Here is a 22683-nt window from a genome sequence, read left to right as displayed (position 1 = left end):
TATGAAATTATTGGTAGTTGTATTGTGCTTGCTTAGTGAACGTTTTTTGATCCATTCGCTTTCATATCAACGATTTTCATGGTTTGGTGATTATTTTTTAATGATTACCAATGCCATTGAGAAGCGCATTCATAGTGACAATCCTTGGGTTTATTTAGCGGCTATAATATTGCCGATCACTTTGCTCACATCAATTATATACCTAGTGTTCCATAATCTGTTTTTTGGTTTTACAGGATTATTGCTCAGCACATTAATTTTTTTCTATTGTTTAGGCCCCCAGAATGCATTTTATCCACTTACAGAATCTGACTCTAAAACTGAGGATAGTGAGTCCGTAGGAGATTATTTTGCTTTGGTAAACAGCCAACTTTTTGCCGTTATTTTCTGGTATATACTTGCCGGGCCAATTGTTGTTTTAATCTACAGATTATTCACCTTGTGCAAAAATTATAATGAGGTAAGTCAACAAGCAAAACAAGTCACTGAGATCCTTGAGTGGGTACCAGCCCGTATTACCGCTTTATTGTTTTTATTAGTGGGTAATTTTCAACGCGGATTTGCTACTTTTCTTCAATATGTTCTTAATAGCCCGGATTCTAACTATCGATTATTAAGTGAATGCGGCTTGCAAGCAGTAAGAGTAAATGAATCTGATAAGATACCGATACCCAATGCTGAAGCACTTGTTGAGCATGCCACAATAGTATTCGTGGTGTTTATTGCTTTATTTACATTGGTTGCTTGGCTCTAGTATTGTAATACCCCATAACTTATTGTAGGACTAATCTATGAGTTACTTTATTCGTTTAATCTGTTGCGCTTTGCTTTTAGTGCTATCGGGTTGTGCTACGCAACAGCCAGGCATGGTCAAGTCCAAAGAAATAGCCCAATGCATGCAATTGTGCGAGCAACGGTTCGATTCATGCAAACAGCAATGTTCCAATAATTGCCCAAGATGTTCACTGGTTGCCTCTGAAGAGGCTGAAAAAAATTACCGTCAATACGTGCATGACAAACAAGTTCAAGGGGGTTATGTGTCACGTGGGTTGAATTCTTACCGTGATCCACTACAATGCCGCAAAGTAACGTGTAACTGTACATCAGATCTTTTAACCTGCAAACAAAATTGCACTGGTGTAATACAAAAGCGCTTACAAGCTGTACCATACTGTACATAAAATTTTGAAAGTCGGGGAACTTTTTCATGGCAAATGAAACTAATTTTGATTTGGATCCAATTGAGACACGTGAATGGCTGGATGCCCTGCAAGCTGTTTTTGCCAATGATGGTAACGAGCGTGCTGCATTTCTTTTACAACAGCTTTTAAATAAAGCAAATGCAGAAGGGGTGAAACTAACTAGTTCTATTAATACTCCTTACAGAAATACGATTAAACCTCATGAGGAGAAGCAAATGCCTCCTGATGAAGGACTTGGTAAGCGTATCAATGCCTTGTTACGCTGGAATGCTGTCGCAATGGTTCTACGGGCTGGAAAATATGCTCCTGAATTAGGGGGACACATCGCATCCTATGCCTCCTCTTCAACTTTATATGAAACAGGATTCAACTATTTCTTTAAAGGACCAAATGGAAACAATGGTGGTGACTTGCTTTATATTCAAGGCCATTCTTCGCCTGGAATCTACGCTCGCGCTTTTCTTGAAGGTCGCCTGTCAGAATCCAAACTGCAAAAATTCAGACAAGAGGTAGAAGTGGATGGGTTATCCTCTTACCCGCATCCTTGGCTTATGCATGATTTCTGGCAGTTCCCAACTGTTTCCATGGGATTAGGCCCCTTACAGGCTATTTATCAAGCTCGTTTTCTAAAATACCTTGAAAACAGAGGATTAATTAAAGCAGAGGGCCGTAAAGTTTGGGCATTTCTTGGCGATGGTGAAATGGATGAGCCAGAATCAGTAGGAGCTCTAAGTATTGCCGCCAGAGAGAAACTGGATAATCTTATTTTTGTGGTCAATTGCAACTTACAACGCTTGGATGGTCCTGTGCGCGGTAATGGAAAAATTATACAGGAATTGGAAGGGTTGTTCCGAGGCGCCGGTTGGAATGTGATTAAAGTAATTTGGGGAGGGCGTTGGGATCCGCTTTTTGCCCGAGATAAAGAAGGCTGGATGCAAAAAAGGATGGAAGAGTGTCTTGATGGTGACTATCAAGCCTACAAAGCAAATGACGGCTCGTACGTCAGACAACATTTTTTTAATCAATATCCCGAATTAAAGAAAATGGTTGAAAATCTGAGTGATGAGGAGATATGGCGCCTCAATCGTGGTGGTCACGATCCTCAAAAAGTTTATGCTGCTTACGCTCAGGCAGTTGAGTATAAAGGCACCCCAACAGTAATTCTTGCTAAAACTATTAAAGGTTATGGAATGGGAGCTGCTGGAGAAGGTCTCAATATTACACACCAGCAAAAGAAAATGACTTTAGAACAATTAAAGGCATTCAGAGATCGTTTCAGTATACCCATTAGTGACGATAAAATCGCAGAAATTCCATTTTACAGACCTGATGACGATAGCCCTGAAATCCAATACATTAAAAAACAACGAGAGGCTTTAGGTGGTTATTTACCTCATCGATCTAATGAGGTACCGGTGTTACCGATTCCTCCTTTAGAAGACTTTGCCTCAGTAACTCATGGCTTGGGTGATAGAGAAATATCAACAACAATGGCTTTTGTACGTATTCTTTCTATTCTGCTGAAAAACAAAGAGTTGAGTTCAAGAATTGTTCCCATTATTCCTGATGAGTGCAGAACCTTTGGTATGGAAGGGTTATTCCGCCAAATTGGAATTTATTCTCCTGTTGGTCAACTGTATACTCCTGTTGATCATGAGCAGGTTATGTATTACAAAGAAGCACGTGATGGTCAGATTCTGGAAGAGGGCATCAATGAGGCTGGAGCATTCTGTTCATGGATTGCTGCAGCGACTTCATACAGCTCCAATAAACTCACGATGATACCGTTCTATATCTATTATTCCATGTTCGGTTTCCAACGGATTGGCGATTTAGCATGGGCTGCGGGCGATATCCAGGCAAGAGGATTTTTACTTGGTGGAACAGCCGGTCGAACTACTTTGGCTGGTGAAGGGCTACAACATCAGGATGGGCATAGTCATCTTTATGCTTCTACCATTCCCAATTGCGTTTCCTACGACCCAACATTTGCTTATGAGCTTGCTGTGATTATTCAGAATGGTTTACACCGAATGTATGAAAAAGCGGATAATGTGTTTTACTACATCTCTGTAATGAATGAAAACTACGTTCAACCCGATATGCCAAAAGGGGTCGAGGAAGGGATCATTCGAGGCATGTATGTATTTAAAGAAAGCAAAAAGAACGCTAAAAATCATGTCCAATTAATGGGCTCAGGCACCATTCTACGTGAAGTGATTAAAGCTGCTGAACTGCTTGAAAATGATTACTCGATTACTTCAGATATTTGGAGCGTAACAAGCTTTAATGAATTGCGTCGTGATGGTTTGGCCAAAGAGCGTCATAATGCAATGCATCCTGAATCTACACCTCAAGAATCGTATGTAGCTTCCCAGCTTAAGGATCGCAAAGGACCAGTTATTGCAGCGACAGATTATATGCGCATCTATGCCGATCAGATCCGACCCTATGTACCTAATCGATACGTTACCTTAGGCACAGACGGCTATGGAAGAAGTGACACGCGTGAACGATTACGGCATTTCTTTGAAGTAGATGCTAAATTTATTGTTCTGGCAGCTTTAAATGCCTTGGTTGCCGAAGGAGCGATAGATAAGTCTAAAGTTGCGGATGCGATTAAGCGTTACTCTATTAATCCAGATAAATTAGATCCAGTTACCCATTAGTTAAACTAACTGAAATGAAGATTTTTACGACAGTTTAACTGAATGTTGAGGATAGATATGGCAAATGAAATAGAAATAAAAATACCTGATATAGGTGGTGCAACTCAGGTTGATGTGATTGAGATTTTAGTTAAGGCAGGCGATCAGATTAACGTTGATACTCCGCTTGTTACTCTTGAAACAGATAAATCGAGCATGGAAATTCCTTCCCCAGTAGAAGGCGTTATCAGCCGTATCGCTTTAAAAGTAGGGGATAAAGTATCTGAAGGTGATTTGATCCTTGTGGCATCAATTAATCAGGACAATGAAGTCCTTCAAGTTGAAACTTTGGCAGATACTCCTCAACCTCAAAAAAGCGATGAGCCGGCTAAAGAAACTCAATCTATATCAAGTAACAATAAAAAAACTATCGAAATAACTGTACCTGATATTGGTGGTGCAACCGATGTAGATGTTATCGATATTTTAGTACAGCCGGGTATGAATATTGAGAAAGATCAGTCATTGATTACCCTTGAAGGGGATAAGGCGACAATGGATATACCTTCGCCTTATTCAGGCAAGATTGTAGATGTCAAAATTAAATTAGGTGATAAAGTAGCTCAAGGAACACCAATACTTATCATGGAGCCGATTGCAGGCGATGAGACCGAAAAAAATGAGCCAATCATTACTGCGCCCGCACCAACTGAAAAACAGCATACACAAGCAAGCCCAGCAATAGAATCTCGTTCAGAGATTATTGTCGTTTCTGAGCCTGTTGAGCATGCAGAACTTCTATCTGCGGGCCCTGCTGTGCGCCGAATGGCCAGAGAACTAGGGGTTGATTTACGACTCGTAAAAGGAAGTGGACGTAAAACTCGCATTACTAAAGAGGATGTACAAAATTACATAAAAAGCCGCTTAAGCGAACAGCCAGCTAGCGGCCAATTTAATGTACCATCAGCACCAGTAATTGATTTTAGTAAATTTGGTGACATTGAGTTAAAACCACTGAATAAAATTAAACGATTAACTGGTGCCAATGTACATCGCTCCTGGATAACCATTCCTCATGTTACCCAATTTGATGAAGCAGATATTACAGACCTGGAAGAGTTTAGAAAATCAGAATCAGAACGGATTAAAGATTCCGGTTATAAATTAACTATATTGGCATTTGTTTGCAAAGTGGTCAGCAAAGCTTTACAGGCTTATCCGCAATTTAATTCATCGCTGGATGCCAGCGGTGAACAGTTAATATACAAAAAGTATTGCAACATAGGAATTGCAGTCGAAACCAGTAATGGTTTGGTGGTTCCTGTGATTAAAAGTGTGGATCAACTTGCAGTAAGTGACATTGCATTGGAGATGGGACGATTAAGCAGCAAAGCCCGAGATAAAGGTTTAATGCCAGCAGATATGGCTGGTGGTTGCTTTACAATATCCAGCCTGGGTGGTATTGGAGGCACGTCTTTTACTCCTATAGTAAACAGTCCGGAAGTCGCGATTCTTGGATTATCGCGTTCATCAGTAAAACCGATATATGATAAAGGAGAATTCAGGCCAAGATTAATGCTACCTCTGTCTTTATCTTACGATCATAGAGTTATAGATGGTGCTGAGGCAGCACGATTTACACGTTATATAAGTGATAACTTATCTGATATTAGAAGAGTGCTACTCTGAGTTTATGAGATAATTTAACTGTAATTTTCAATATGAGGCATTAATAATGGCTAACAAAATTAAAACTGATGTCGTAGTTTTAGGTAGTGGACCTGGCGGATATACTGCCGCTTTTAGAGCAGCTGATTTGGGTAAAAAAGTAGTCCTGGTTGAGCGATTTGACTCACTGGGTGGCGTGTGCCTCAATGTTGGTTGCATTCCATCAAAAGCACTTTTACATATTGCTAAAGTAGTTGATGAAGCTCATGAAATGTCTGACCAGGGTGTTGAGTTTGGGAAGCCCAAACTGGATAACAAAAAGTTAGTAGCCTGGAAAAATTCCGTAGTTTCAAAATTAACAGGCGGATTAAAAGCCCTTTCCAAGCAGAGAAAAGTTGAAGTTCTCACTGGTGTAGGAAAGTTCTCTGGAACCCATCAAGTTGTTGTTGAAACGAAAGAGGGGCCTGTTGAGGTTGATTTTGAGAATGCCATTATTGCGGTAGGATCTGAGTCAATTAATTTGCCTTTTATTCCAGAAGATAAGCGTATATTCAGTTCAACTGGTGCTTTGGAACTTGCTGATATTAAGGGTAGTCTGTTAGTTTTAGGCGGTGGTATTATTGGTTTGGAAATGGCGACAGTTTATTCTTCATTAGGTGTTGATGTCACCGTTGTTGAATTTATGGATCAACTAATACCCGGTGCAGACTCTGATTTGGTCAATGTGCTACAAAAGAGAATGGTTAAAAAGGGTGTTAAATTCCTGCTTAAAACTAAAGTCACTGCTGTTGAAGCCAAGAAAGACGGTATTTACGTATCCATGGAAGGGGAGCATGCAACTGATAAGCCATTATGCTTCCAACAAGTTCTGGTTTCAGTTGGTAGAAAACCTAATGGTGGAACGATCAATGCTGAGAAAGCCGGGGTTAAAGTTGATGAACGTGGGTTTATTAAAGTGGACAATCAACTAAGAACCAATGTTCCCCATATTTTTGCCATTGGTGATGTTGTGGGCCAACCTATGCTTGCTCATAAAGCCATTCCTGAAGGCAAAGTGGCAGCTGAAGTTATTGCCGGTAAAAAACATTATTTTGAACCAAAATGTATTGCCAGCGTTGCTTATACAGATCCTGAACTGGCCTGGGTTGGTTTAACTGAAAAAGAAGCAAAAGAAAAAGGCATTAATTACGAAAAAGCCACGTTCCCATGGGCTGCCAGTGGTCGGGCATTAAGTATGGGCAGGGAAGAAGGGATGACCAAATTACTATTTTGTCCTGAAACAAACCGTATACTAGGCGCTGGAATTGTCGGTATCAATGCTGGGGATCTCATTGCAGAGACAGCTTTAGCTATTGAAATGTGTTGCGATGTTGAGGATATTGCATTAACAATTCATCCTCATCCAACTTTATCTGAAACAATAGCTCAAGCAGCAGAAGCATTTGAGGGAACGATTACCGATCTTTATTTACCCAAAAAGAAAAAGAAATAAATTGGTAACTGGTAACTAATTGAACCAGGGCTATAGGAAGTTAAAATTTCTCTATAACCCTTATCTAACGAAGCTTGTTTTTCTAATCCAAATCTATTTTTGTATATAGAAAACAAGCTCCGAATAAAGTTTCAGTATCATCTTTTTACTGCTCATTTGCGGCTGTATTTTGAATAATTCGCGAATATATTTGTTCTGACTTATTTGAAATACAGTGATTCGTCATAAATACTCTGTATGTATTGCTACAAAATATCGGGAGCATCGAATGATACTTAACATTCGTCGTATGAAAGAATCTGATATAGACAATGTTTATTCTATAGAAACTAATGTTCATATTGCTCCATGGAGTAAGGATATATTAAGAGACTGTGTTTTGGTCGGTTATGATTGTCGCGTACTGGAAATAAACAATGGGGATAATCCAGTTCTTGGTGGATATATCATTTCCCGAATTAGTAATAACTGTTGTCATATTTTAAATTTTTGTATAGCAAAACCCCTTCAGTCAAAAGGATTAGGGCGAAAACTACTGCAAACGGTCCTTTATTCCTTATCCAAATTTACGGAGACTAAACAAGTAATTCTTGAGGTCAGACCAAGTAACTATAATGCTTTACACCTGTATCAATCACTAGGCTTTGAAGAAGTGGAAATCAAGAAAGATTACTATAAAGATGAGCATGGAGTTGAAGATGCTATTCTTCTTAGAAAAACTCTTAGTAGTTAATGATAATCAATCTATTTTAATTTTCATGGATGGGTGTAAAGAATTCCAACTTAGGGCGTGTTAAATACATTACTTTTGAATCCTTAAATCACACAACGCGCAGATATCGTCTGAGATGAGATCAAGACACAGAAACAAGCCAAGGCAGATACACATTATCAACAAAATCTAATAAACATTAAAAATTAAAAAATGACTGTAATTTAATAATAAATTTGATATAATACATGCCCCGCATTGTGTTTACACACACGTTTTTATCTGTGGATAATTTTAATCATTTTTCACCGTCCATATTCCCTGTTTATAATCACGAATTCCAAAACCCTTTATTTACATAGGCTATAAGGCCATCTTCTTTATTCTATTCAGTTTATGTTATCCACAATTTCTGTGGATAACCTTGTGTATAGAGTAGTGAATTCATTGAAAAATAAGCTCATTTCAAAGTTGCATTAAATTGTTCCACGATTAAATCCATCGCAATCGTGTTTTTTTAAAAGCTCTGTGGAGTGTGTATTTATTCATGAGTCACATTGCAAGCCATTGACCTACGTATGTCAATTAATGTGAGGTCATAAAAGTCAGCGGGTTAGAATTCTATGGTGTCGATTAAACACCCCAATAACGATACCGTTAATTTAAGTTATTAATAGTTCAAATTTCTTTGGGAGGTGCTTCGATTAAGGTGCTCGAATGCCTCCCTAACAGATTAAATAGATGCTACATAGCGAAGTTTAATTCAGAAGTGTCGGACTCTTCAGATTGCACTGACAAACCTAACGAAGGTTTGAGAAAACCTAAGTCTGATAAATAGGCAATGGTGTATGAGATTGAATTATTGATGACGTGCGCTCCAATAGCAGTTCCGAGCCCAAATTGAAGTGCCATAACTCCGAATGCTATTCCTGAAAGAGTCGCTATAAACGCTTGGCGATAAGCTCCCTCATGCTCATTACCAAGATGGACCAGACCGAACACCATGGCTACTGCGCTTATTGCGATTGCCGCTGCAAGTGATATACCTGTTTCCCACATCATTATTGTCGTAGTTATAGGGAATAAAGTTGTAACTGCGATTAAAGCTACTGTTAATAGCAACCCACGGAAAATAAGCTCTTCTATTAGAGGGGCTGTTATTGTTACTGTTAAAGGATTATCAAGTACATAACGGTAATAGTGACTATTTCGCACATATAAAGGATCAATAAATTGCATGATTTGGGAAAGAGAACCGACGGCCAAAGTGCATAATGAGCCTAATAATAAGCCGGAAGTAAACCCTGGTAAACAAGCTATTCCCAAGATGATACAACCTAGGTACACTGAAAGAGAAATGGGCTCGATGCTCGCCATTGACGTAATTGAACTTACTCCAAGATTTGTTGCAACAGCTGTTAAAGAAGGTGCCGCTACATTAGTATTTAACTTTGTATTCTGTAGTGATTCAGAAGAAAAAATAGATAGTTTGCCTAGAGGACTTGTTGGTTTTTTCATTTAAATAGACGGATGAAATTGATTGATGTTGAAATATTTTACTCTGAGAGCATAAAAGTATCAATGTGATTTTCTTTTAAATCTCGCCATCGTGTAGCATCACAATTAAGGGAGCTCGGAAGTGAAGCGCGATGATGGAAAAACCTTATGTATAACGCAGCGAATATATCATGCCGATTAGCCACTCCCCATTGCATCAGAATGTACATGGATGCATATAAACCTTATTGACAGTCTTACAAAAAAAGCATAGAGTGTGTTCTATTTTTAACCTATGTTCCGTTTCGAAAATCAAATGGATTTTTAAAATATAGAATTGCATCAATAAATCATAGTTTACATGGCGCAGGTTACCCCTGTGTTTTAGCTAAACCCCGTACTGCATTGAACTGAATGCTGAAGGAATATTTTCGAGTTGGCTCCAGAATTGTAGAGCTTACTATGTCCAAAGTTAATGATTTGCACGCGCTATGGCAAGTTTTATTAGTCGAACATGTTACTGTCAATCCGGATTATTTTTTATTCATGCTCGGAAAGAATACTGAATATACTCATAAACCTTCCTTTGACCCTCCATTTACAGAAGCTGCAGTAGTTCACAAAAAACAGAGATTCTATGGCAATGGTGAATCCTGGCCTTATATGGCTTGATTGGTTACTGACAGGCTGGGAGAACATGCTTCGGAAATTAAATCTGACAATGAGAATTGGTTATAAAACTTACACTGGGTATGGTTTTGAGGTGTAGTTATTTAATGTTGCCTTAATGATCATATAATATACTAAAAGAACATAAAAAAGAATTCGAGAGTGCAATGACTTTTACTTTAACATTATTGGGTACCGATACTGCATATACCCCAGGCAGACTTGAGAATGCATACGACAAGGCAGAAACATTAAGTTACATTTCTACCATGATTCAAGGTAGTCCCCAAGCTGTAGACGAATGCACACAGTTCAGGAACTCAAATGTCGCTGTGGTAAACGGACCAACTACTTTAGGGCAAGAAGTAGGGGATCGAATTGCGCGAGGTGTACAAGCAATATTGGAAGCGATTAGCCGCGGTGAAGAAAACATCAGCATCATAGCTCATAGCAGGGGAGCAGTAGAGGCGATTCTTGTTGCTCATGAACTGGAACGCATTCAATCTCTTTTATCGGATCCTAATTATGATAGAAGACAATTAAGCAACAGTGAATGCAAATATACCCGAACAGCAATGAACGGAACTCACCGAGATGCTTTATCATCAATCAATCTCGATCACGTTGCAGCGCATATTGGAAAGGTAAAATTATCCATACTCAATATTGACCCAGTCCCTGGGGGTAACTATATGGTTGTCACTCATGCTTCAAGCTTGGCATGGAGAGATCCCCGGTTCTACAGAGTCCCAAAGATAGTTAGTGAATACGAACAATATACCTACGAGAATGAAAGAACTCGATGTTTTAAAGCCATTGTGCCTAAATGTGACTCTCCGGACACTCAATTTAAGCTCGTTAGCTTGCCAGGCCACCATGGCACAGGTTCTGGTAACTTGAGTGATCAACAAAGAAAAATTAATCCCGATGGTACTACTGATCACGTACAAGAGCTCGTCTTAATTAAAATCATTGAATTTTTAAAAAGGCATGATGTAACACTTCATCCAGGAGATAATCCTGATGATCCCTTTGCAGAGTTGATATCCCCGCTATTTGATGGGACTGAATATTCACCTGAATTTAATAATCGGGTTCAAGCGTTATACTACCGTTTGTATGACGAAATTATCACTAACAGGGATGCCTATCGTCAATTTAATAAAACATCCTATCCCGTATTGGGTCAGGAACAAGCATTTATCAGACGCATATGGAATGTACTTGATCAACGTATTGTTCATTATCAAGCCCATAATGATACTTATCTTGAATCAGTAGTACCCGTAGTTCCCGGTGGACGCTTTTTAAACTATGAGCATGCGCGCATTCATCTAACTCATGAGTTAGGGCTAAGAAATAATGCACCGTTAAACGAAACAATAAATCAATCAGTTCAACGTTTTGTTAGTTTATGCCTACACACAAAAGCCCTGAAGGATTTGAAAGATCGACCGGCTGCGCTAGCAAACATTACTGACTCTGTGAGATTGGATACATTGGCTGCCACAATCGAGACAAAAGAGGGTTTTGCGTTGATGCTTGATGGCTTAAAAATGTTAATCGAAGAAGTCAGAAGACCTTATCTACAGGATCAATTGACCAATCCAGAAGAAAGAGCATCATTGTATTTCGCAGTTCAGAGCGCCTTTGCGGAGTTTAGAAATCTTGCAAGAGATCCTGACAATGAAGTGGCACAAAAAATTAATGAAGTATTAAATACAAGTCTTGAATCAACTCTGACTTCAAAACGAGAGTCACTAGCAGAAGACTATAAAAATATTTCAATCAAGCTGAGGGAAAATACATTTTTTAATGTTTTACAAAATAAACTTCAGGAGATCAGTACGAATTTAAATCAGCTATCTGATGGACGAAATAGTAATGAATACAATTTAGATATTAAAATACGACGAACGTTGATAGAAATGCAACAGTTAAAGGAACGAAATCCAAATCCTCAAGCAATCAGAGAATTTATTGATCAAGAACTGATTTCGTACAGAGAGTTTGCTGAGCAATTGGCTTCAGCAGAACTCCATTCAGAGTTAGCGAATAACTCGCTGCAATGGGTCAATGGGGTGATGAATGAAGCACTTGAGGACAGTATTGATTATGACACCGAAAACCTGATGGCTGAAGTAATTAGTGCACATCACCGCATTGAGCACTTTAGAGTCAAATTACCTGATTTCAAAGCATTTAATGATGAACTGGATTACACTAAGTGGAATAATGAGCTCGAAGAACAGCGAGATCATTTAATCCGATTAGTAGCTGAATATATAGTAAATCATAAATTAGATTTGCTTCGAGAAATTAAACCTTTGTATGCCAACAACGATGCATTATACAAACAGATTGAAGGACTTGCGATTGGTCTAGGTGCTGTAAATCATGTAGAAATGGAACTGGCCCGCCGTAACACAACAATTTCTGAGCTTCAATTACAACTGAGAACATTAGAAAGGCAAAATGAAGAACAGCAAGCAGGCACTTTAGCGCTCGAGTCAGCAAAACGGCTGCTCGAACAACAAAACGCCAGTTTGGGTCGAGAAAATCAAGTACTTAAGTCAAATGTTTCAAGTCTGACTTCGGATAATGCACAACTTGAAGAAAGCCTGACTGCTGTAAGAGGCGAGAAATTAGCACTAGAAGCTGCTAATTCAACTCTGATTAATGACAAAGCACGAGTCGAAGAAAGTCTGGTTGTTGTACAAGGCGAGAAATCCGTACTTGATGCCGTTATTTCAACTCTGACTGAGGACAAAGCACGACTTGAAGAAGGTCTGGCTGCTGTACAAGGCGAGAAATCAGCACTTGATGCGTCTATTTCAACTCTGACTGAGAACAAAGCACGACTTGAAGAAGGTCTGGCTGCTGCACAAGGTGAAAAATCAGCACTTGAAACAACTATTGCAAGACTGGAAATTGAAAATCAACAGATTTTTGCAAGATTACAGCAATCTAATAGAAGTGCCTTAAACGGGCAACGTGCGTTAGCCGATGAAAATCAGAGTCTTAAAGACGTATTAAATAATGATACTGAGTTGCAATGCCAAATGCTGGTAAGAAGCAAGCTTATACCATTAACGCAAGAATACCTTATCCATCTCGCTAAAGAAGTGAAACAGAGCGTTAATCATGACCTTGTTGTTACGAATGCAAGCATACCATCGTTAATTGAAGACATTCGACGAATAGATGTATGGCCTGAAAACGAGTCCAGCTCTATATTGAAGAAAAAAATCGATAGTGTCAGCGCATTATTTGAACACCTTAATGATGACAGGGTAATAAAACCCAGCGACAAAGTCATTGGATTTTATACTAAACTAAACGAAGCCAATGAGGACATTAAAAAACATAAAGATCCTAAATGGCAAAGATATATTGCCAATACAGCAGCTGTAATCGGCATCGTTTTAACGGGAGTATTACCCGGCCTGGCCGCTTTAGCTATAGTATCAGCAGTGACCGGTAATTCACCTAAGTTTTGGCAATCCAAAGGCCAAACATTTATAGAGAAAGCGAAAGAAGAAATGAATCAAAATCTTCCAACAATATCACCTACGAAAGGAAGTTAATTGGGAGTAGAACTTTTCATTCAGTAGCTAACTTATGGGACATGGGTTATGCTATTTACCATAAAATGGAACTTACGAATATTTCCCACTGGATAAGTTCGTAAGTTCTATCCTACTTTAATCGAATCTAATCAATGGAGTGACATAGAATGAGAGCTTTTTCATTAAAACGAATGTTGGTTGTTGCTACTCTTGGGCTGTGCTCAATATCCGCTTATTCCGACAACTCGGCTCAACCAGACGGCTCATTTCAATCCGTTTGTATCAATTCCTGGATGGATAAAGGCAAGCAGGGTACTGATAAAGTAGATTATAAAAATTTTGGTGAAAAATATTGTGCTTGTGCATCCACGCAACCTATGAACACTGAAGAAGAAATCAATCATGCCATTCAAATTTGTTTGTCTCGAACCTTGCTTCATGATGCTATGGATTCTTTAGAAGAAGAAATCGGTCTTTCAGATGCAAAAGCAAATGATTTCACTGAATATTGTCAGGATAGATGGAGTTTAATTTACCCCAAACAAACTGATGAAGATAAAAAGTTTACTACATCCTACTGCGGATGCGCTCAGCCTAAACTCATGGAACTGATTAAAAAATCAGAAACAATTACTGATAAAGAATACGATCAATCCATTGATGCGATTGCAGCGGAATGTTCTGGTACTGTGAAGGAAGAACCTACGGACTCTTCTACGCCAACCACCAGTCCAAAATAAGTCTAGCCACCGCATTGCTAAAGATTTGTTGAAGGATAGTACTTGCTCATGCCGCAACTGAATTTCCGTGGCATTGACCTTGATAAACGGTCACAAACAGGCTTGTAGGGGTGTGCTGGGAAATTCCGTACCTTCCTGCAATGAACCCCTCTGAGTAAAGTTGTGACAACAGAGAGTTTTTTATATTTTTGCGTTAGGGAGCCAGCAAAAATATGAGCTTTTATCTGTTTAATTTTTTGCCACAGAAAGATCAGGTTGAGTCAAGATAATAGAAATGATAAAGTTTTGTGATAAAGAAAAGGGGTTTCTTTAAACAATTGTATTCATTTAAAAGGAATTTACATGCACATTAAATCGATTCTAATAGCAGCAGCTCTAGTTGTTTCACCTCAATTGCATGCGGGCAACCTATTTAAATTAACTAAAGAGCCTTTAACTATTAATCAATGTCCTATTTCAGTTACGGATAACCCATTTGATCTTGCTTTGACGAATAAAGGCTATTTTGTTGTATCTCGTGGCAAAAAAGACAGTGAATTATTGTTCACTCGTTTAGGAAAAATGTATTTGGACAAAGACTACTATTTTCGGAGTAATGAAGGTGACTATCTACTCGCGGTAACACAAAAATCAGATGCTAGCCATTTGAGTAAAATCAAAATTCCTATAAAAAATTTAGCGCCTAAGGCAACCAGCAAAATTAACATCAACATCAATTTTCCTGCTTCGGCATCTGAGGGTAGTGACTATCAAAGCTCCATGATCATCTATGATTCTCTATCTAACACACATGTAGTAACCATTAAATCAGCAAAAATTGTTATGGGTACTTGGCAAGCTCGAGTATTTGTTGATGAAGTTGAAAGGGATAAAGGGACATTGGTTTTCAATCCACGAGGAACGTTCAGCAAACAAGAAGGATTAGGTCATATTCAATGGCCAGCTGAGTACGGTATGCACGAATTGAAAATTGATTTTAAAACAAGTACACAATTTGAAAGCCCATTTTCTGTTCAATTCATACAGAGTGATGGCTATCCTATGGGCGTGTTAGCGGGTGCGAGTGTTACAAGGGATGGCGAAATTTCTTTAATGTACACTAATGGACAATATAAAACATTAAGGAACCGAATCGCTGTGGCCATGTTTACTAATCCAGGATATTTAGAGCATGTCACCGGCCATTTATATAGACCCAGTGAAAAATCTGGCCACGCAATGATTCATTGGGTAAATGGCGAGTATTCTGTATTAAGTGGAGCTCTAGAAGAAGAAGCCTGTCTTATAAATTAATTTTTTGCTCGCACCTTGGTTTTTAAAACAATAATATTGAATGGAGCAAAGTGAAATCGAGTCGGAGGAGACTCACGACCCAACAGCTTATACCACCGTACTTGCGATGTCGAATACGGTGGTTTCATTTAAAAATTTACAACCCCTTTGTTTCACAAAGCTAATAAGTCCTTACTTTTGGAACCATGGGTGTAATAACAGAAACGGGGCAAATGTGAACTATAAAACAAACAACTGATTATAATTAATTTGTTAATTATTATATTAGGCAACGTCCCTGAAGTTTGTTTAGACAAGACTTAATCTAGAAATGGGCACAGATTTTTCAATTTCACTTCGAACTGCCCCCTCTCCCGCGATAGGAACTTTGATAGTATGATGATGCTGTATGACCGGAACATAGGTAACATAAATGACCGGATATATCGGTAACACTTTTATATCATATTTTATACATTTTTTGTTCTCTTTCATTAAAAATAGAAATAGGCATAAAAGAGAAATGTAGATTCCATTGATCGTCGCTTCGGGGTATAAAGCCAATGGTTTCCCCGATTAATAATTCAGATAAAAAAATTTCTTTTCCTTTCCATTTAATCGTTCCATTGCTTCTCACTTTTCGGGTTTCCACATGCCTTGTATCATATTCTATTTTAGGTAATCTTTTGGGAAAAGCGCGTTCAGAATTCGAATAAAGCCTAAATGGGCGTTGAAAATCGATTCCCTCATGCGGTCTTTCTTCATTAAACTCTTTTCTAAACTCATCGAACCGTATTTGTTGAGCCACTTGATCATTCATAGGAGGCAGGGTGGTTTCTATTTTTAAAGTTAAGTGCATACGTTCATGTCTGCCATTTTCCTCTGGATGCCCTTTTCGGATCCGCTCAGGTATAATTCCAAGCTTAATTAACCAAATAGATAATTGAGATAAACCGGCAATCCCCGTACTAGCAAAAGGGACACCATTGTCGCTTTTAATTGCTTTAGGTAATCCATGAATCATAAAGAGATTCTCTAGTGTTTCTTTCGTTTTTAAGCTCGATATCGCATCGAATGCTCTTATATCTAAAAGATAACGACTAAAATTATCAGTCACCGTTAATGGGTAACAACGTTTTTTATTCCCTAGATAAAACTGTCCCATGAAATCGATACTCCATACATCATTCGGATTTGTGCACAATGAAAAAGGCTCATTATATGGTGCTACGTGACCTCGAACTCTTCGTTTTCTTACAAGACCATTTCTTTTAAGAATATCATCTATAGTGCTTTTGGAAGGCCATTCTGTCTCAGGGTATTCTTGTTGAAGCCAATTATGAATCTTTTTACCACCCCAGCTGGTGTGCTTCTTGCGAATCTTTAAAATATTATCTTCCATCCATTGAGCTGTTTTTAGGCCATGCCGATGAGGTGATCTTGATCGTTCTTTTAAGCCATCAATTCCTGATTCTTTAAATTGATTAACATACTTATAACCTGTTTTTCTACTCACTCCATAAAATGCGCATAGCTCTGAAAAGCTATCAAAGCTCTTTTCCATGTAATTAGATATGAATTTTATTCTTTCTCTCATAGCAACAGTCTCTTTCCAAGGCATCTCAATCTCCTTTATAGGGAATGAGATTAGATTAACTGTTACCTATGTATCCGGTCATTTGTGTTACCGATCTACCCGGGTCGGACCACTATCAAAGTTACTATCGTGGGAGAGGGGGCAGTTCGAAGTGAAATTGAAAAATCTGTGCTCATTTCAAGATTAAATCTTGTCTAAACAAACTTCAGGGACGTTGCCTAATTTGTTAATTATAATATTATTTGCGTTTTAAATCAGTTGTTTGATTTATTGCTCACAGCACGCTGTATTCAACTCTTCAATGAATTTCTTTATACTTGCTCCGCAAATTAATATTGTAGGAAAAAATATGAATGTAAATACTAAATCAGCACCAACTGATGAAGAATACTCTCAGGCCATGAATCTTATTGGGTCAAATTTATTCTCATCCTTAGTTCAAAGTATGGAGAAGTTAGAGCCTCATTTTCGTAATCACAAAATGGTTTCTAATGCCCTATCTTCTTTTTTAGTTAATGTAATCTATAAACAATCTTCAGGAAATACTGAAACAATACAGCAAATGTTGGATGAGATTCTCAAACTGGTAAAAATTCAATTGGATAGTATCCCTTAAAAGGGAGGAAATTGTAAATCAGTAATTGCTTAATGACATAGTAATGCTCTTGAGTAGAATGTATTTGTCATTTGCTAGTTGTTAAATATAAATCGCATAATAATCATTATGCGATTAAATATCCCCCAACTAATCGCATAATAGGTAATGTCTAGAAATACTTATATTGGGATCTACATCGACTATCAGAAATCTACCGACAAGTCACCCATGACATTAGCCAGTTATCGAAGTGATTTGATTCAATAAAATGGACAGTTTTTAAATTTTTGCGGCAGAGCGCAAGTTCCGGTGCGCTAGGCCTACTTGTTGATATCCACCTACATAAGCAAACAGTTACAACTATACCGACGGTGTCTCTAAATGCTCCATAACCCTCTCGCGTACACTATTCATAACGAGTGCAGATGAAGTAAATAAACCAAGTCTTGCTAACCCGCCTCGATATAATGCTTTAAAAGGACTTGCCTCAGATAATAAATGTCGTATCGCTTGGCTAGGCTTATTATAGCCATACGCCTGCATGGTAGTAGATGACGTATCAAAAGGATGTGATATTAAGGCTCCACCCATTCCTGCCAAAATTTGGGCAGGCATTTCATATTTACTTCCCCATTGCTCTCTAGCATAGTCCCCGGCTTGTTTTACTCCTTTTAAATAGCAAAATCCGAATACAGCTTCTCTAGCCATAACGAATGGAAGACCACGAATAATTCGTGTTGGAGATTGTTGAAGCAAACTTCTGGTTGCATCCAATGCGTTCATTCGTTTTCTTTGTTGTTCGAGTATAATATTTTCAGCAATATTGTAGGTCACACCACCAAGAGCTCCTGAAAATAAAGTTTCAGACCACTTACCTAGAGTCGTTTGAGATAGATTTTGTTTTTCTAAATACCTGGCCATCATTTGTTGAACTATAGAGGTGGAAACAAGGCATCCAGCATAACTCAGTGTGCCACGAAACGTTTCTTTAGCCCAATAGTACGCACCCAATTGTGACATGCTAGGTAAGGCTTGTCCGCTTTGTATCCGTATTTTCAAACCTTTAAAAAAGAAACTCGCACCAGCTCCAAGAAGCCCTGATGTACTTGCTGCTATTAATGTATTGATGTATTGATCGTCAGGATTAACGTGGGTTTCTGGTCCCATAATATCTCCTTATAACTTATATATAAAGGATGGAATTATACGCTTATCTAGATGAAAGTGAATTCCTCATTAAACGCAAACAGAAATCACCTTTTTAAAAAGGATTGAAATAAAATCATTTGGAAGAGGGGCAATTGTCAACACGCCCTAGTTGATGTACCTCCAGGATTTACTCCTTCTTCATGAGCCATTTGCGATGATTCACCATTAGAAGAACTGCCCAGCAAAGTTAAATGAATAGGCAACGGTGGTTTCTCCCTGTATTTATCTAACCCCTTTTTTGCTGCGTTTCTCACATCATCTGATACCGCATTACTATTGATTCGCTTTAAATTCATTAGCATCATCTGTTGACGTGACTCATCAAATGTTTCCCAGTTCACGAAGCTTTCTGTCAAATTTGCAGCCAAAGTAGGGTTTATTTTATCCAATAGCAGGATGTTATCTGCGATAAGTTGATAACCTTGACCTGATTTCGCATGAAAGCCATAGGGATTTTTAATAAAAGATCGCAACAATGCATAGACTTTATTGGGATTCGATAAGTCAAAAGCTGGGTGATGAGTTAATTCTTCTACTCTTTGAACGACACTATGCGAATGAGTTGATGCTTGAATTGTAAACCAATAATTCACTGCAGTTGCATCGTTTTTCCAATGCTGATAATAATCATTCAATAGACTATCGACTTTACTCGAATTCATCTCACACAACTGCTTCAGTGCCGAATAAGTGTCAGTCATATTAACATTTAAAGCATCTTTAAATTGCAAAATCAAATAGTGTTCAGTTTGCACTGAGTCGGTATATTGAAAATAAGAAGTACAAACTTCTTTTAGACGTCGTACTCCTGCATCTTTAATGTCAAAAATACTAAATTGAGGTGATTTTACCGGTTCTCGTAATTGCAGGTCATTATAAAGTTTAAATAAATCAGTCTTTAATTCCTGAGCAAGAGCGCTCTGAATTAATTGACGTGCTTCTGCAATTTTTTCAAAATCGGGTTTGGCAAATTCGAGAGCCAACTCTTCTTCCGATGGTAAAGTCAACAATTCTGCCTGTAACCATTCATTAAGCGAATGATCGGTTAGTACCGAACGAAAGCTATCAAAAATTGCTGAAGTACAATTGAGTGATTTGCCTGAACAATAATCTTTCACCATCTGAGTGACAGCTAATTTTGCTGCTTCACTGCGGTTATAAATATTGGTATCGTGCTGCATAAGCAGTACTAATTCTTCTTGAGAATAGGGATACTTCAAGTTAACCGGAGCGGAAAAACTGCGTAATAAAGAGGGGACAGGGCGGGTCTCAACCTCTGTCATTGTAAACTCCATATCAGGCTGATCAATCATTAACAAAGTATCACCTTTAATTTCTTTCCCTGAACGGTCTAATAATCCCATAATCAAAGGTATGGGTCTTGACTTCCCATCCGTGGTTTTTACTTTTAAAGTATAGGTTTTTGTATCTGGATTGTATTCATCAGTAACATTTAATGCAGGAATACCCGGTTCCGTAAACCAGGATAAAAAGCGGTGAACATCGACTCCACTGGTATGAGTTAACGACTCTAGCATATTTTCAAGGGTCACGGCTTTGCCGTCATGAGTCTTCAGAAACTCGGTCATTCCGCTATAAAACACATCCTTACCCAGAGTAAGCATCATCATACGAAATATATCAGCACTTTTCTCATATGCCGCGGCAGTATACAAACTTCTCACTGCAGTATACGTGCTTTGTCTCGGCGCACGTGGATCGAGGTTTTTCCCATCCATAAGCCTCACCAAATCAGTACCTAGCAACTCTTCACGAAACATGGCCGCTCTAAAGGTAGTCAGACCCTCCTTAAAAGGCAAGTTAAACCAATCTCTAATCGTTACCCGATCTCCAGACCAATAATGAAAAAATTCATGTGCTACGACTTCAAGAACTCTCAATATCCCTAAGTCAGTGGTACTTTCTGGGCTGGCAAATAAATTGGCTGTATTGAATAAATTCAGGCCAGTTGGTTCTGAAGCACCAGAGGCGTATTTATCCACTCCAGCAACCATGTGCTGGTGCAAATCGCATTCGAGGTTATAGGTTCTTTCATCCCAAGCCATTGCTGCAGCAAGAACCTCTTTAGCAAAAGCACATTGTTTTGTTGCCTCAGGCGGGACATAAAATACAATAGGCAAATCTCGGCCTGAACGAGTTGTAAAATGGGCTTCTGAACGGTGCAATTTACCTGCAACCATAGCGAATAAATAACTGGGTTTCGGCACTTCGTCCATCCAGGTTACTGAATGAAGACCATCTGGCAATTGGGCTCGCCCCAACGCTTTTCCATTGCATAATAAGACAGGAAAATCCAGCTCACTTGCAATTATTGTCGTTTTGTATGTTGCTAAATTATCGGGTCTGTCATTGCAATAAAGTACGCGACGCAAACCTTCTGTTTCCGCCTTTACGAGTACTGTACCCTCAGTTTTATACAAGCCAAATAAATCAGTATTTTCGCCAAGAAGTGTAGTGGTAGTCAGGATAAATGGTTCACTTTGTGGTACGTTCTTGACTATTAGAGAATGTTCCGTTACTTCAAATTGCGTTTCATCAAGTGGGTTTCCATTGAGAGCAATTGAAGTTAATTTCATATTTTCCCCATCCAAAATCAAATCATCCGAATGATCTTCCACCTGAGAATTAGGGATTACAGTAATTGATGCTTTTGTTTGCACAGGATCTTTGGATATATCGATTTCCAGTTCCACATGGCTTATTAAATAATCAAGAATTTTATAATCACTTAAATTGAATACCTTTGATTTACTTTCTTTCATGAATACTTCCTTATTTTAAATTCAAGATTATCAGAACCTTATAATCAACAAGCACAATATAGGATTGAAATCTGTTTTTCAATAAGCAAATTTTTTAGGAAATGGAGGCAATACTTGTCTAAAATATAATGAATTATCTTTTTACCAAAGAGACAAGTGAGTGAAAGGACATTATTAGATGATTGTATTTAATCAATCCAATGAACAGAGGTAATAAAGTGATTAATACGATAATTTTTGATTTTGATGGAGTAATACTCAATAGTGAGCCCATGCATTTTAAGGCACTAGCCCATGTATTAAATCAAATAGGCATTCGTCTTGATTATGAAGAATATAGAACCCATTATCTGGGATTAAGTGATAGTACTGTATTTCCCAAGATTCTGAATGATAAAGGTCTTGACTGTTCCAAATCACAAATCGATGAATGGATAGAACTAAAAGTCTTTGCTTACAACGAGCTCATCGAACAAAGTGAGCAATTACCCATGATTCCGGAGCTGGATTGGTTTTTAGATAGAGTGGCACAACGATATGAAAAAATTGGCATCTGCAGTGGCTCCAATCGTCATTCAATACTTAAAATACTGGAAAAAATTCATTACGGTCGCCTTGCTTCTTATTTTAACACCATAGTCAGTTGTGAAGACGTAATTTTGGGCAAACCATCTCCAGAAGGATATTTACTGGCAGCTCATCGTCTTCAAGCAAAACCAGAAAACTGCCTTGTTATAGAAGATTCGGAACATGGTGTTGCTGCTGCTAAAGCAAGTGGAATGCTGGTTGCTGGATTGTTGACAACACTGAGTCGAAATCAACTGGCTAATGCAGATATGATCGTAGAGAATTTTAAAGAGTTGGCACTGTTGTTAAAGGACGGTGAACGGCCTATTTTTAACAGGCGTTAAAAGTAGGGGATTAGGCAGCTTGAGTCTATTTTTGCTTAGGAAGAATTCATCCGAAAGCAGTATTTTGATGTTGAATATTGTACTTCCACTACCATTGTCAATGAAAAGAGAACATT

General features: G+C 38.4%; 16 protein-coding genes. 12 read left to right on the top strand and 4 right to left on the bottom strand.

Annotated features, from left to right (window positions below; translation table 11 throughout):
* The first annotated feature begins 1 nt into the window (after window position 1).
* The 5 genes from ampE to rimI all read left to right on the top strand — a co-directional run bounded on the left by ampE (window position 2) and on the right by rimI (window position 7743).
* Window positions 2-754: a regulatory signaling modulator protein AmpE gene (gene ampE, locus G543_RS0111385; protein ID WP_028384626.1), complete on the top strand. Its 753-nt coding sequence runs from the start codon at window positions 2-4 to the stop codon at window positions 752-754.
* A gap of 453 nt (window positions 755-1207) precedes the next feature.
* Window positions 1208-3871, top strand: a complete 2664-nt coding sequence (aceE, locus tag G543_RS0111375) for a pyruvate dehydrogenase (acetyl-transferring), homodimeric type (RefSeq protein ID WP_028384624.1) — start codon at window positions 1208-1210, stop codon at window positions 3869-3871.
* 57 nt (window positions 3872-3928) lie between these two features.
* Window positions 3929-5539 (top strand): dihydrolipoyllysine-residue acetyltransferase, encoded by a 1611-nt coding sequence (locus G543_RS0111370; protein WP_028384623.1) that lies wholly within the window; start codon window positions 3929-3931, stop codon window positions 5537-5539.
* A gap of 46 nt (window positions 5540-5585) precedes the next feature.
* On the top strand, window positions 5586-7010 hold the full coding sequence (gene lpdA / locus G543_RS0111365) for a dihydrolipoyl dehydrogenase (protein ID WP_028384622.1): 1425 nt from the start codon (window positions 5586-5588) through the stop codon (window positions 7008-7010).
* 268 nt (window positions 7011-7278) lie between these two features.
* Entirely contained in the window at window positions 7279-7743 is a 465-nt protein-coding gene (rimI, locus tag G543_RS0111360) for a ribosomal protein S18-alanine N-acetyltransferase (RefSeq protein WP_028384621.1), read from the top strand.
* Window positions 7744-8466: 723 nt separating this feature from the next.
* On the opposite strand, the gene G543_RS19125 is transcribed toward rimI, so the two are convergent.
* Window positions 8467-8937 carry a CPBP family intramembrane glutamic endopeptidase gene (locus G543_RS19125; RefSeq protein WP_162145892.1) on the bottom strand — a complete coding sequence of 157 codons (471 nt, stop codon included), beginning with the start codon at window positions 8935-8937 and terminating at the stop codon, window positions 8467-8469.
* Between the two features lie 22 nt (window positions 8938-8959).
* Between G543_RS19125 and G543_RS19120 the strand changes: the two genes are divergently transcribed.
* From G543_RS19120 to G543_RS0111330, 5 genes are all read left to right on the top strand, one after another.
* A complete protein-coding gene (locus tag G543_RS19120) occupies window positions 8960-9244 on the top strand; it encodes a hypothetical protein (protein WP_028384619.1) in 285 nt (94 codons plus the stop codon).
* Between the two features lie 437 nt (window positions 9245-9681).
* Window positions 9682-9891: a hypothetical protein gene (locus G543_RS0111345; protein WP_133141354.1), complete on the top strand. Its 210-nt coding sequence runs from the start codon at window positions 9682-9684 to the stop codon at window positions 9889-9891.
* A 164-nt stretch (window positions 9892-10055) separates the two neighbouring features.
* A complete protein-coding gene (locus tag G543_RS0111340; RefSeq protein WP_028384617.1) occupies window positions 10056-13475 on the top strand; it encodes a coiled-coil domain-containing protein in 3420 nt (1139 codons plus the stop codon).
* 149 nt (window positions 13476-13624) lie between these two features.
* A complete protein-coding gene (locus G543_RS0111335) occupies window positions 13625-14197 on the top strand; it encodes a hypothetical protein (protein ID WP_028384616.1) in 573 nt (190 codons plus the stop codon).
* Window positions 14198-14539: 342 nt separating this feature from the next.
* On the top strand, window positions 14540-15490 hold the full coding sequence (locus G543_RS0111330) for a flagellar hook-basal body complex protein (protein WP_028384615.1): 951 nt from the start codon (window positions 14540-14542) through the stop codon (window positions 15488-15490).
* 442 nt (window positions 15491-15932) lie between these two features.
* On the opposite strand, the gene G543_RS0111325 is transcribed toward G543_RS0111330, so the two are convergent.
* Complete coding sequence (locus G543_RS0111325) at window positions 15933-17090, bottom strand: DDE-type integrase/transposase/recombinase (RefSeq protein ID WP_028384614.1); 1158 nt, start codon at window positions 17088-17090, stop codon at window positions 15933-15935.
* Between the two features lie 325 nt (window positions 17091-17415).
* Here G543_RS0111325 and G543_RS0111320 point away from each other — a divergent pair, with 325 nt between their 5' ends.
* Window positions 17416-17682: a hypothetical protein gene (locus G543_RS0111320; RefSeq protein ID WP_028384613.1), complete on the top strand. Its 267-nt coding sequence runs from the start codon at window positions 17416-17418 to the stop codon at window positions 17680-17682.
* 342 nt (window positions 17683-18024) lie between these two features.
* Here the strand turns inward: G543_RS0111320 and G543_RS0111315 are convergent, their stop codons facing one another.
* Entirely contained in the window at window positions 18025-18831 is an 807-nt protein-coding gene (locus G543_RS0111315) for a hypothetical protein (RefSeq protein WP_028384612.1), read from the bottom strand.
* 137 nt (window positions 18832-18968) lie between these two features.
* Window positions 18969-21656 (bottom strand): aminopeptidase N, encoded by a 2688-nt coding sequence (pepN, locus tag G543_RS17790; protein ID WP_051190683.1) that lies wholly within the window; start codon window positions 21654-21656, stop codon window positions 18969-18971.
* 218 nt (window positions 21657-21874) lie between these two features.
* Between pepN and G543_RS0111305 the strand changes: the two genes are divergently transcribed.
* Window positions 21875-22567 carry an HAD family hydrolase gene (locus G543_RS0111305; RefSeq protein WP_028384611.1) on the top strand — a complete coding sequence of 231 codons (693 nt, stop codon included), beginning with the start codon at window positions 21875-21877 and terminating at the stop codon, window positions 22565-22567.
* The last annotated feature ends 116 nt before the right edge of the window (window positions 22568-22683 follow it).

This window comes from Legionella moravica DSM 19234, from assembly GCF_000423305.1.
GTDB lineage: Bacteria > Pseudomonadota > Gammaproteobacteria > Legionellales > Legionellaceae > Legionella > Legionella moravica.
The sequence above is the reverse complement of the archived record's forward strand: the minus strand, read 5'-3'. Positions and strand labels throughout refer to the sequence as shown.